Origin of the sequence: Aliagarivorans taiwanensis DSM 22990 (assembly GCF_000429505.1) — a bacterium.
Taxonomy (GTDB): domain Bacteria; phylum Pseudomonadota; class Gammaproteobacteria; order Enterobacterales; family Celerinatantimonadaceae; genus Aliagarivorans; species Aliagarivorans taiwanensis.
In genome coordinates this window covers 1-12,010 of sequence record NZ_AUBZ01000060.1, presented here as the reverse complement: position 1 = coordinate 12,010, position 12,010 = coordinate 1, and the positions used below count along the sequence as shown (strand labels likewise).

At 54.5% G+C, this 12,010-nt stretch carries 9 protein-coding genes; 8 read left to right on the top strand and 1 reads right to left on the bottom strand.

Going from position 1 to position 12,010, the window contains the following annotated elements; genetic code table 11:
* The 8 genes from G462_RS0119520 to G462_RS0119485 form a co-directional block, all read left to right on the top strand.
* Positions 1-2,763 (top strand): immunoglobulin-like domain-containing protein (locus G462_RS0119520; RefSeq protein ID WP_026960474.1); only part of this gene is annotated, 2,763 nt, incomplete at its 5' end.
* A gap of 61 nt (positions 2,764-2,824) precedes the next feature.
* Positions 2,825-4,966 carry a type I secretion system permease/ATPase gene (locus G462_RS0119515; RefSeq protein WP_051326882.1) on the top strand — a complete coding sequence of 714 codons (2,142 nt, stop codon included), beginning with the start codon at positions 2,825-2,827 and terminating at the stop codon, positions 4,964-4,966.
* Positions 4,963-6,348: an HlyD family type I secretion periplasmic adaptor subunit gene (locus G462_RS0119510; RefSeq protein ID WP_026960472.1), complete on the top strand. Its 1,386-nt coding sequence runs from the start codon at positions 4,963-4,965 to the stop codon at positions 6,346-6,348. The genes G462_RS0119515 and G462_RS0119510 overlap by 4 nt, the downstream gene beginning before the upstream one ends.
* 34 nt (positions 6,349-6,382) lie before the next feature.
* Positions 6,383-7,678: a TolC family outer membrane protein gene (locus G462_RS0119505; RefSeq protein WP_026960471.1), complete on the top strand. Its 1,296-nt coding sequence runs from the start codon at positions 6,383-6,385 to the stop codon at positions 7,676-7,678.
* Positions 7,675-8,280: an OmpA family protein gene (locus G462_RS24100; RefSeq protein WP_051326881.1), complete on the top strand. Its 606-nt coding sequence runs from the start codon at positions 7,675-7,677 to the stop codon at positions 8,278-8,280. Before G462_RS0119505 ends, G462_RS24100 begins: the two co-directional genes overlap by 4 nt.
* A gap of 3 nt (positions 8,281-8,283) precedes the next feature.
* The gene (locus G462_RS0119495) at positions 8,284-8,952 is read left to right on the top strand and encodes a transglutaminase-like cysteine peptidase (protein ID WP_026960470.1); all 669 of its coding nucleotides are present in this window, start codon (positions 8,284-8,286) and stop codon (positions 8,950-8,952) included.
* Between the two features lie 9 nt (positions 8,953-8,961).
* Positions 8,962-10,881 carry an EAL domain-containing protein gene (locus G462_RS0119490; RefSeq protein ID WP_026960469.1) on the top strand — a complete coding sequence of 640 codons (1,920 nt, stop codon included), beginning with the start codon at positions 8,962-8,964 and terminating at the stop codon, positions 10,879-10,881.
* Entirely contained in the window at positions 10,881-11,546 is a 666-nt protein-coding gene (locus tag G462_RS0119485; protein ID WP_026960468.1) for an SIMPL domain-containing protein, read from the top strand. The genes G462_RS0119490 and G462_RS0119485 overlap by 1 nt, the downstream gene beginning before the upstream one ends.
* Positions 11,547-11,809: 263 nt before the next feature.
* On the opposite strand, the gene G462_RS23490 is transcribed toward G462_RS0119485, so the two are convergent.
* Positions 11,810-12,010: transposase (locus G462_RS23490; RefSeq protein ID WP_035478454.1), on the bottom strand; the 201-nt coding region annotated here is incomplete at its 5' end.

The following is a 12,010-nucleotide window of genomic DNA, read 5'->3' as shown; positions in this document are numbered from 1 at the left end:
GTCTATATCGATGGAGAAACCCTCGATGTCACCATCACCGGCGACAACGGTGGTGGCAACTTTGAGAACTTAGTCATCGATGATACCGCTGCCAGCACGCTGGTTAGCGATACCATCAACACCACTAACGCCGCATTGTCGGTCAACAGCGCGCAAATCCTAGATGGCGGCGAGCTGACCTACACCATCACGCTGGACTCGCCAACTGAGGGCGAGATGGAGTTTGAGCTGTCTAATGGCGTGGTGATTACTATTGCCGATGGCGAGTCTATCGGTTCTGGGGTCTATCAAGTCGATGAAGACGTGGCACCGCTTAGCACCGAAGACCTGACCGTAAGCATCAGCTCATCTACTGGCGGCAACTTTGAAGATCTTGAACATGGCCCGTCGGTGACCACCGAGGTGTCAGCGCCAAATACCCCGCCGAAAGCGACCGACTTCAGTGTGTCGGTGAGTGACTTCTCCGAGATTGCTATTGAGTTCGACCCTGATAGCGACCCGGATCGTGTCTCTGATGTAGAGGATGACCTCTATCCCGATGATGGCCATGTGCTCGACACGGTTGTGATTCAGTCGCTGCCCACCATGGGGATACTCAGCTACAACGGTGAAGCGATTACCCAGCAAGATATCGACGATCAAACCGAGTTTGATTTGTCAGGCATCACCTATCAGCCGCACGAAGATCTCGGCACCACGAGTTTCTTATTAGGTGCGAAGGATTCACAGAGCGATCTGCCCAGCGAGTATGCGCTGTATAGTTGGGGCCGTCCGACCGACGATCCTAAAGTGCGTGAGTTAACGCTCGAAGATGGCAGTGTTGTCACCATCAGCAGCGAGGGTTCGAAAGGTGGTGCGCTACAACACTACGATCGCGAAGGTCACCATGTTGGCTATGGTATCGGTGATAAAGGTGGCTCGGGTATCCAGAAAAATGAGTCGATCAGTATCGACTTCGGCGATAGTCTGCAGGGCAGCCTGGAGCTGGGTATGGATGGCCTTGGCGGCTTATTTGAAGCGGGTGATGACAACGCCGCGCTTATCACCATCACCTATCGCGATCCGCTAACGGGTGAAGAAACCCAGCAGCTAGTGGAATATCTTAAGCCTGAAGGCGAAACGGGTCGAGACAGTTACTTCCAAGCCGTAACTGTGGGCAATGGCGAAAGCTTTGATATCGATACTCAAGGCCAACTTATCGCTAAGATCGAGTTCTCTACGGAGGATAGCGGCAACTGGGTACTGCGCTATGTCGAATCAAACCTACCGGGCGATGACAGCTTCGACTATGCCGTGGTCGACTCCCATGGCGAGCCAAGCAATAGCGCTACCGTAACCTTGGATATGGATCTGGAACAACCAGCTTCTACTATAAACAGCAATATCCTGTTTGTTGAGCCTATCACCGTGGTAGTGGAAAACCTGGAAGGTGGTTTTGAAAACGCCATATTCACCGATGGCCCGGGTAGTTACAACTTGCTCAATCAAGACGGTGATAGTTTTGCCGACAAGCTACGCTGGGGCCAGGGCTCAGGACAAAGTGCCTACGTACTTTCGGATAGCATCGCCTTTAGTCAGGGGAATGCCAGCCAAGTGCAGGTGGGTGAACACTTCACCTTGGGAGAGTTTACCCACGAAAACCGCTCCATCCCCGCTGGCACGCAAAAACTCGAAACCGTCGATCTGAAACTGCAGTTTGATGTGACCATCAATGGCGAAACTTATGCGGTGGAGTTTGTTGCTCAAATCGATCATGAAGAGACGCCGAATACCGGCCCGGGTGATAGCCGAGACATTATTACCCTGCCGCCGCAGTCTCAGACCATCGAAGTGGATGGCACCCAGTATGTGGTGGTTATCGACGGCTTCTTTGATACCACCAACCCAGATGCAGGCGCAGTATCGAACATTCTCACCGATGAAAACGCCGACAATACCTTCGAGATTGTGGCGCACATCGAGTCGCTCTCCACGGATATGCCACAAGTTGGTGGCGCTATCGATGATGATGCAGCGGTCGCTATCTTGTGGGATGGTGCTCAGGAACAGGGCGGCGTGACCACCGTAGATGGCGAGCACGGCCAGCTGCAGGTCAGTGGTGTTGGCGATTATGTATTCACCGCCAGTCAGGAAACCCGCGATAGTATCAGCGAAGACGATGTATTGTTCGAGCAGTTCAGCTATCAAGCAACCGATGCCGAAGGCAATACCTACACTGATGTACTGACCTTGGTCATTAGCGGTGGAGATCACAATGTAGTGGAAGGCAGCAACCACGGTGAGACGGTACTGGGCAGCGACGCTACCAATGATGTGCTGCTTGGTGGTGCGGGCGATGACGTACTCTATGGCGGCGATGGTAACGACGTTCTGGTTGGCGGTGAGGGTAACGACATCCTTATCGGCGGCGAGGGCATCGACACCTTCAGTTGGTTAGCCTCGGACGCCAGTACCTCAGGTGATGCCGCCAATGATGTGATTGAAGACTTCACGGTTGGCTCTGGTGGCGATGTACTAGACCTGAGTGATCTGCTGCAAGGTGAAACCGAAGATAGCCTCACCGACTACCTCAGCTTTGAGCGGATAGAGAATGCTGACAGCAGTGTAGATACGGTAGTATCCATCGATATCGACGGCAGCAATAATGGCGCTGAGGTCCATCAAACCATCACCCTCAAAAATGTCGATTTCAATGGCATGAGTGATCAGGCTATTATTGACAAACTACTCGAAGACCAGCAGCTTCAGGTAGATAACAATTAACAGTGCTGGCTACGGCAGGCAGCTGCCGTAGCCTTACTTTTATGCAATGCACGGATGTATTATGCATGAACCCCTGTCACCGGCTGAGTTGATTACCAAGCACGACGACCCGTTGCTCAACTGTCTGGTGTTCCTAAGTAAGTTCTACGGTAAACCCTATTCAGCCAAGGCGATCTCTGCGGGACTTCCGTTAAAGGATGGTTTGCTCACTCCCAGCCTGTTGCCGCGTGCGGCGCTGCGTGCCGGGATGGATGCATCGCTGGCCAAGAAAAAGCTGAATAAGATCCCCGAGTTGCTGCTGCCCTGCATTCTGCTGCTTAAAGATGGTCGCGCTTGTGTGCTGCTCAAGGTTGAAGATGGTCAAGCCGAGGTTGCCTGGCCTGAGCTGAATGACTCCCACGACCATATCGCTCTCGACGAGCTAGAGCAGCAGTACCTGGGCTACTGCTGCTGGATCCGTAAGCGCTACCGCTTCGATGCCCGCTCTCCAGAGAATCTGGAGACTCAACAAGGGCATTGGTTCTGGTCAACACTGCGCCGCTCCATGGGCATCTACCGCGATGCGCTGCTGGCGTCGCTGTTTATCAGCTTGTTTGCTGTGGCCTCGCCTTTGTTTGTTATGAATGTCTACGACCGGGTGGTGCCCAACGCGGCGCTGGAGACCCTGTGGGTGCTTGCCATTGGTATGATGGTGGTGCTGCTGTTTGACTTTATTCTTAAGCAGTTGCGTGCTTCTGCGCTCGACCTTGCGGGTAAGAAATCAGAAGTGTTGCTGTCAGCACAAATCTTCCAAAAACTTCTCAATATCAAGGCGGAATCCCGGCCTACCTCGGTGGGGGGCTTTGCCCGCAACATCCAAGAGTTTGACTCGATCCGCGATTTTATCACCTCGGCGACCATCGCGGCGTTTATCGATGTACCGTTTGCGGTGATCTTTGTGGTGGTTATCTGGCTGGTGGCTGGACCTCTGGCCTATGTGCCAATGGGGGCTGGGCTTATCATGCTGTGCTACTCGCTGTGGATCAAGCGGCAGATGCGCAAACAGGTGGAAAACGGCAACCGTTTTGCCAGCCAAAAGAACGCCCATTTGATTGAGGCCCTCAACGGCATCGACACCTTGAAAATTGCTGGAGCAGAGAGCCAGTTCCAGTCGAAATGGGAAGAGCTGGTTGGCAGTATTGCCAGCTGGAACATTGCGATCCGTAAGCTGTCAACCTCTGTCAGTACTTTGAACGGTTTTATCACCCAAAGCTCAACGGTGATGCTGGTGTTAATGGGCGTGTATCTAATTGCCGAGGGGCAGATCTCCATGGGGGGCTTGGTGGCGGCAGTGATGCTCACCAGCCGCGCCTTGGTGCCATTTTCACAGGTAGCGCTGCTGGCGACCCGCTATAACCAAGCTCGGGCCGCACTGACCAGCCTCGACGAGATTATGAAGTTGCCCGATGAGAAGCTCGACCAGTACATGCACCGCAGCCACTTCAAAGGCGAGTTAAGTTTCAGCCAATTGAGTTTTGCCTACCCCGGCAGCGAGCAAGCGGCCTTGCAGGATGTCAATCTGCATATCAAAGCCGGTGAGAAGGTGGCGATTATTGGCCGAATCGGTGCCGGTAAGTCGACGCTGGAAAAACTACTGCTCGGTTTTTATACCCCGCAACGCGGCGCGATCCGTATGGATGGGGTAGATCTCAACCAGATAAGCCCCGCCGATCTCAGGCAGAAAATCGGCTGCCTTCCTCAAGATGCCACACTGTTTTATGGCTCAATCCGCGACAATATCACCCTCGGTGTCCCCCATATTGAAGATGAACTGATCTTCCGTGCAGCAGAGCTATCAGGGGTCAAGCAGTTTACCGATCAAGACCCGGAAGGGTTAGACCGCCAAGTCGGCGAAAAAGGCCAGTACCTCTCAGGTGGACAGCGGCAAGCGGTCGCCTTGGCCCGCGCGATGCTGTTTAACCCGCCTGTGCTGATTATGGACGAGCCTTGCAGCTCAATGGATGCCTTCTCGGAGAACTTGGTTAAGAAAAGCCTTAAGCAGGTAGCTGAGGACAAAACCTTTATCCTGATTACCCACAAGATGTCGATGCTGGATCTGGTGGATCGGGTCATCGTATTAGAGCGTGGCCGAGTGGTTGCCGACGGACCGAAGCTGCAGGTGTTACAAGCCCTGCGTGAAGGCAAGGTTAAGGGGGGCGTATGAGTAGTAGCAAGCCCAACGCGAAAGACTTAGATTACATCGATGACATCCATGCCGCCATTTTGCTAAAAACCCCATGGCGCTCGCGTGTGGTGCTGTGGATGATCTTCTTGTTTGTGGGCTGTGCGCTGTATTGGGCCCATCTGGCTGAGGTCGACGAAGTGACCGTCGGCTCTGGTAAGGTGATCCCATCCCAGCAAATCCAGGTGGTGCAAAGCTTAGAGGGCGGCATCCTCAAGCAACTGCTGGTCAGCGAAGGCGAACAGGTGGAGAAGGGCCAGCCCTTGGTACGGATTGATGACACCCGCTTTCGCTCAGATTTTCTTGAGAGAGGGCAGCGGATCGTCGATTTACAAGGCGATGTTGGTCGCTTTAATCATGAGTTGAGTGCCGTTCAAGTGGTGCCGGACCTGCCATTAAGTGACTGGCAGAAACAAGTCCTGGTAGTCCCCGGAACACTCAGTTTTGACGAGGCTTTTGAAAGCGAACACCCCATCGAGGCACAGCGCCAGCGCCTGCAGATGGAGGCACGTCTGCGCACCCTAAGCAACCAACTCAATATTGGCAGCGGCCAAATCGAGCAGCGTCAGCAAGAGCTAGTGGAGCTGGCCTCCAAGGTGGATCACCTGCGTCAAAGCTACGCCTTAGTGCAAGAGGAGCTGCGTATCACTCGCCCCTTGGCCGACGAAGGCATTGTCTCCCAGGTGGATGTACTCAAGCTCGAGCGCCAAGCTAACGAGCTGCGCGGCGAGATTGCCAGCTCGACCCTGCTGAAACCGAAAATTGAAAGCGCGATAGCCGAGACTATCTACAAGCGCCGCGACCAAGCGCTGGCGTTTTTAAGTGAGACTCGCCAGCAGCTCAATGAAGCGCAAGCCGAACTCTCAGCCCTGAGCGAGGGACAGGTCGGCTTGCGTGATCGGGTCGAGCGAACGCTGCTGGTGTCACCGGTGAAAGGTACAGTCAAGAAGATCTACCTCAACACCGTGGGCGGGGTGGTGCAGCCGGGCCTAAGTGTTATGGAGATCGTACCGATTGAAGACAAGCTCTTGGTGGAGGCTAAAATTCAGCCAAAAGATATTGCGTTTTTGCGGCCGGGGCTTAAAACTGTAGTTAAATTCAGCGCTTACGATTTTTCTATCTACGGTGGGCTCGACGGACAGCTGGAGCAAATCAGCGCCGATACCATCGTCGACGAAGAGGGCAACAGCTTTTATCTGGTGAAAGTCAGAACCGAGCAAAGTGCCCTCGGTGACAATCAAGATCTGGCCATCATTCCCGGCATGTTGGCCAATGTAGATATCATTACCGGTAAAAAGAGCATATTGGACTACCTGCTCAAACCTATAACCAAAGCGCAGCAAACTGCGCTACGAGAAAGATAGTTATTATCGCAAGACGCGATTACAAGGAGTGTAAATGAACAAGCTAGGCCTTTCGCTGTTAGCCAGCTTATTTGTCGCCAACAGTTATGCTGCAGAGAATACTTTGGAGCAAGCGGTGGCTAAAGTGCTGTCCGAACATCCCCAGTTACAAGCCTCTTTCAACCAGTTTAAGGCCAGTGACGAGGCGTATAAAGGCGCCAAAGGGGGTTACCTGCCAACGGTAGATCTCACCGCCGGCGCTGGTTGGCAACAGGTTGAAGACAACTTAGGCACCCGCGATGCCAACCCCACCGAGATTGGCGTAAGCCTGCGTCAGGTGCTGTTCAGCGGTTTTGCGGTTTCTGGTGAAGTTGACCGTACCGCCAATGAGGCGCGTGCCGAGCAGTGGAACCTGTACAACGTCGCGGAGAACCTCGCCCTGCGGGTGGTTGAGGTGTATCTGGAGGTGCTCAAACAGCAGCAGCTGTTGGAGCTGGCGGAGCAGAACCTGGAAACCCATCGCCGCATTCAAAGCGATATCGAGAAGCGCACCAGCTCAGGTCTGGGCTCAAGTGCTGACCTTACCCAAATCAATGGCCGGGTGGCGCGTGCTACCACCAACACCTTGGCGGCGAAGAACAACCTGTTAGACGCCCACACCCAGTACATCCGAGTGGTCAATGAGCTGCCTAAAGAGCTGATTGTACCCGGGGCCGATCTAGATATGCTGCCAGCCGATCTAGACGCTGCCATCAACAAGGCGCGCCAAGATCACCCGCTGCTCAAAGCGGCCGAGTTTGATATCGAGGCAGCCCATGCCCAGCATACCGTATCGAAATCGACCTACTACCCCGAGTTTGCGGTGGAGCTAGATGGTAACTGGGATCGCAACCCCGATGCCCGTGACGACACCAAAGACTACGAGCTCTCCGCCATGCTGAGAATGCGCTACAACCTGTTCCGTGGTGGTAGCGATAGCGCCGAGATCCGCCGCAGCGCCTACCAAATCAACCAGGCCAAGGCGATCAACGAAGATGCCCACCGTCAGGTCTTGGAAGGCACCCAACTGGCTTGGAATGCCTGGGACGTACTGTTGCAGCAAAAAGGCTTCTTGCAAGATCATGTCGAGTCCAGCTTTGACACCGTTGAAGCCTATAAAAAGCAGTTCAACCTCGGCAAACGTACCCTGCTAGACGTGCTGAACACCGAGAACGAGCTGTTTGAAGCGCGCAACGAGTACATCGAAGCCGACTTTGACGAGCTGCGCGCCAAGTATCGCCTGCTCAATGCCACCGGTGAGCTGCTGGCAGCGCTACGGGTAGAACGCCCTCAGGAATGGAGCTTTGAATGAGGCAGTTGTTGAAGTATGGCCTGCTGCTGAGTGTGCTCTCGGGGCTAGCCGCCTGTAGTCACAACCTGGATCTGTACTCCGGGCTACCGGCCGATTACGGCCGTAACGATGAAGACTTTGATGGCGTGATCAACGCCCGCGATGTCTGCCCGGGCACGGTACTGCGCGCCGAAGTGGACAACTACGGCTGTTCGCGCGAGCAGATCTACACCGATGGCTACGAGCTAATGGTGTTCTTCGAGCACGACTCCGCCACTGTGGTGCCGCGTTATCAGCAGCAGCTAGGCGTGTTAGCCGAATACCTTGAGCGTTACCCAGAGGTTGAGATCGCCGTTGAGGCGCACACTAGCCTCTCGGGTACCAACGACTACAACTTGGCGCTGTCCCAGCGCCGCGCTGACAACATTAAGCGCGAGCTGGTGGAGCGTTACCAAGTCGCCGAGAAACGTATCGAGCTGCTGCCCTTGGGCGAGAGCCAGCCTCTAAACGATGATGAGCTGGCCCAAAGCGAAACCGCCAATCGTCGAGCGCGGGTGTTCGTGCAGCAGGAGTATCGAAAGGTCGTTCCGCGCTGGAACGTCTACGACTTCGGACAGTTCTAAACGATGCGCATCTGGACTTGGTTGCTGGTCGTGGTGGTGAGCTGGCCCTTGTGGCTGGTTGCCCTCGACGACGAGCTGGAAGCAATGGCAACCAAGGTCCGCGAGTTCTATGGTCAACGCGCCGAGCAGCGAGTGCGCAGTTGGCGTCAGCTGGTAAGCGAAGGCCTGGACTGGAGCGAGCAACAAAAGCTGGAGCGGGTGAACGCCTTCTTCAACCAGCTACAGTTTCTCGATGATATCGACGTGTGGGGCCAGGAGGATTACTGGGCCACCCCGGTTGAGTTTCTCGGCGCTAACGCCGGCGACTGCGACGATTTCAGTATCGGCAAGTACTTTACCCTGCGCGAGTTGGGCATCGATGACAGCAAGATGCGGCTGGTCTACGTTAACGCGCTGGAATACCAACAGTTCCATATGGTGGTGGCCTACTATGCCACGCCCTCTTCAGAGCCGGTCATTCTCGATAACATCAACCCAACTATTTTGCCTGCAGGTCGGCGTGGTGACCTGCAGCCTATCTATAGCTTCAACGGTGAACACCTTTGGTTAATGAAGGAGAAGGGGCGCGGTCAGCTGGCCGGCAAGGCCTCTCGCCTGAAGCTGTGGAACGATCTACGCGAGCGTTGGAGGCTCAATGAATTGCGCAAACCGATTGCTAACTTTGAGTATTAAGGAGTTGCCATGACACTTTATCGACAGTTGTTGATTGTCGTGCTGGTTATCTATGGTGTGCTGCTAGCAGTAGTATTTAGCCAGCAGATCTCGGCGGCCCGGCAGGTGCTGAGTGAGCAGCAGCAGTCTGATATCAACAATGCATCCACCTACCTTGGGCTGGCGCTGCAACCCTACCTTGAGCAGCAAGACAAAGTGGGCGCAGAGTCGGTGATCAACGCCATGTTCGACAGCGGTTACTACCGACAGATCCGCTTAGCCTTGTATCAAGACGACAGCGTGATAGACCGGGTCAATCCAACCCAGTTACGCGATGTGCCCGCGTGGTTTACCTCATTGGAACTGTTCGAGCAGGTGGGCAGTGAGCAGGTGCTGACCAGCGGCTGGCTTCAGCTCGGCGAGCTGAAAGTGGTGGGGCATCCGGGTTACGCTTACCTGCAGCTATGGCAGGTGCTGGTCAACCTGCTGAAGTTGTTTGTGGTGGGCTATCTAATCACCGTGCTGTTGCTGATCCGCGCCCTGCAATACCTGCTCAAGCCGCTGAAGCAGATCGAGCAGCGGGCCAAAGAGGTCAGTAAGCGCGAGTTTGGCCACCGCTTGGCACTGCCCAAAACCGCAGAGCTGCGCACCGTAGTGAAGGCCATCAACAGTATGTCTGACAGTATCGCCAAGCAGTTTGAGCAGCAGGTGAAAGAGGCCCATGCACTGCGCGAGCGCGCCTTTAAGGACCTGTCATCGGGCCTTGGTAACCGCGCCCATTTTATCAACCAAAGCACCAACTGGCTGGCGGAGAAGGGCAGCGGTGGTATCGCGCTGATTCAGCTGCCGCTAATCGACCATATCTATCACGAACAAGGCTTTGAAGCCCGTGATAGCTTCCTAAAAGACCTTGGCGCCGGGCTGCGCGAACTGGCCGAGCAAGATGCTGGGCTGGAGGTGGCGCGCATTGCCAACCTTGAGTTTGCGGTACTAGGGCAGAGCTACACCCAAGACGAATTTGTCGAGTTCGCCGAAAACCTACAGAAGCTGCTGCAACTGGCCCGTCACGAAGACGCTCAATTTGCCATGGGCGTGAAGCTGCGTGATCAAGAGCAAAACCTTGGTGAACTACTCAGTGGTGCCGACGCTGCCATGCAACAGGCGTTGGAGCGTAACGACAGCCAGCCGGTGTTCGCCTCCGGTGCTCAGCCAAGCCTTTCGCGCACCCAGTGGAAGGCCTTGATTGAAGAGTGCCTCGATAAGCAGCAGCTTAGTTACAAGCGTCAGGCGGTCCACCTGCTCGATGGCAACGTGCTTCACCATGAGCTGTTCACCACCATCGAGGTAGACGCCCAGCGCTATGCGGCCGGGCAGTTTATGCCGATGATCGAACAGTTGCGTCTGGGCGGGCAGTTCGACCAGCTAGTGGCTGACCAAGCGATACTGGCGCTACAACAAGACGATGGGCTCAAGCTGGCGATTAACACCAGCGTGTCTAGCTTGGTGGATAAGGGCTTCCTGGAGTGGCTGCAACGCTTTGCCGAGCGCTACCAACGCTTCGCCCCACGGTTGGCCTTCGAGTTTCCCGAAGCGGCCTTTGGCAGCGAGAACACACGCTTGAACCATGTGATTCAGCGCCTGCATCATTTTGGCTATCAGATCGGAATCGATCACTACGGCCGTAACTTTAACTCGCTAAGCTATCTCAATACGGTGAAGCCACACTACGTGAAGATTGACTACGCCTATACCGCGCTGGCCTTGGGCGATGAAGGCGATGCCCACTTCCTAAGCGCCATCTGCCGCGCCGCCCACAACCTGCAGGTGCTGACAATCGCGCAACGGGTGGAAGATCAGGCGCAGCTAGAGCAGTTGCGCAGTTTGGCTATCGATGGCTATCAGGGCTATATCTCAGCACCTGAAGCCTTTTCTATTGATGGAGACAAATAATGAAACAGTTACTGCTAAGCCTGAGCGTGTTGCTATCAAGCCCGCTGTTTGCCGCCAGCCTGCATACCAGCGGCGAGGCGCGCCTTGCGGTTGAGGCCGACCGGGTCAAGATTGAATATGTGGTATCGGAGCTAAGCGACAGCGCCGGTGCTGCACTGAGCGAAGTGGAGCATCGGGTAAAGCTGCTGTTGGAAGATATCAAGCCACTGGTCACCGACTCTGATCGCATCGAAGCCAGTCAGGTACAGCTTTATCAAGATAGCCGCTACCAAGACAAGAGCCGCCAGTTTATCGGCTATCGCGCCCAACGCTCGGTAATCGTCGAGCTGGACGACCTCTCGCGCATGGCCGCTGTTCTCGATATCGTGAAAAAGGGGCTAGTGAGCGAGATCCGCCCACTTCGTTACTCCAGCTCCAAATCTGTCGAGTACCAGCAACAGGTACGCAGCATGGCAATCGATGATTCCTACCAAAAAGCCCTTCAGCTTGCCAACGGCTACCAAAGTCGCTTAGGTGATGTGCAAGAGATCCGCTACCGCAGCGCAGGCCCAGTACCCGTAATGCGCATGGAAGCCTTGGCTGCCTCTGATGCACCGGTCTATCAAGGTGCGCAGATTATCTTTAGCGATAAGGTGGATGTGACGTTTGAGTTGATTTCTAACTGAGCCATGCTTGAGATAGCTATATCGGCACCACTATATCCAAGATGGAAGTAAGACAGGTTGATCTTTACTTACTGTGTAAGCAGTGATTTTTTTACCTCAAAATCAGTCGTTTATAAAGGGAAGGTGCGATCAAGCCACTCGTACGCGTAAACCGACCATTTTCTCTTTCTCGAATTTTCTGATTCCGAGATTTTGAATCATTGTGGCCGAATAACTGCCGAATTTGCCCGTTTCAGGCCCTTTATCTGGGCTACTCCCAGATTTTAGGCACACTGATGCTGCTTGCTCCTCAACATCTGGTCAACCCGAACAAGGTTGGCAAGTGCGAATAACATTGCTAGCTGGTTATCGTTTTTCATCAAGCCTTTGTACCGCGCTTTCACGAAACCAAACTGGCATTTGATGATGCGAAACGGGTGCTCGACTTTGGCCCTGATGCTGGCTTTCAAGAACTCCGTTTTTAT

What these genes read in the sequence shown, in the direction of transcription:
- G462_RS0119515 (WP_051326882.1), top strand. Translation starts at nt 2,825, where the DNA reads ATGCATGAACCCCTGTCACCGGCTGAGTTGATTACCAAGCACGACGAC.
- G462_RS0119510 (WP_026960472.1), top strand. Translation starts at nt 4,963, where the DNA reads ATGAGTAGTAGCAAGCCCAACGCGAAAGACTTAGATTACATCGATGAC.
- G462_RS0119505 (WP_026960471.1), top strand. Translation starts at nt 6,383, where the DNA reads ATGAACAAGCTAGGCCTTTCGCTGTTAGCCAGCTTATTTGTCGCCAAC.
- G462_RS24100 (WP_051326881.1), top strand. Translation starts at nt 7,675, where the DNA reads ATGAGGCAGTTGTTGAAGTATGGCCTGCTGCTGAGTGTGCTCTCGGGG.
- G462_RS0119495 (WP_026960470.1), top strand. Translation starts at nt 8,284, where the DNA reads ATGCGCATCTGGACTTGGTTGCTGGTCGTGGTGGTGAGCTGGCCCTTG.
- G462_RS0119490 (WP_026960469.1), top strand. Translation starts at nt 8,962, where the DNA reads ATGACACTTTATCGACAGTTGTTGATTGTCGTGCTGGTTATCTATGGT.
- G462_RS0119485 (WP_026960468.1), top strand. Translation starts at nt 10,881, where the DNA reads ATGAAACAGTTACTGCTAAGCCTGAGCGTGTTGCTATCAAGCCCGCTG.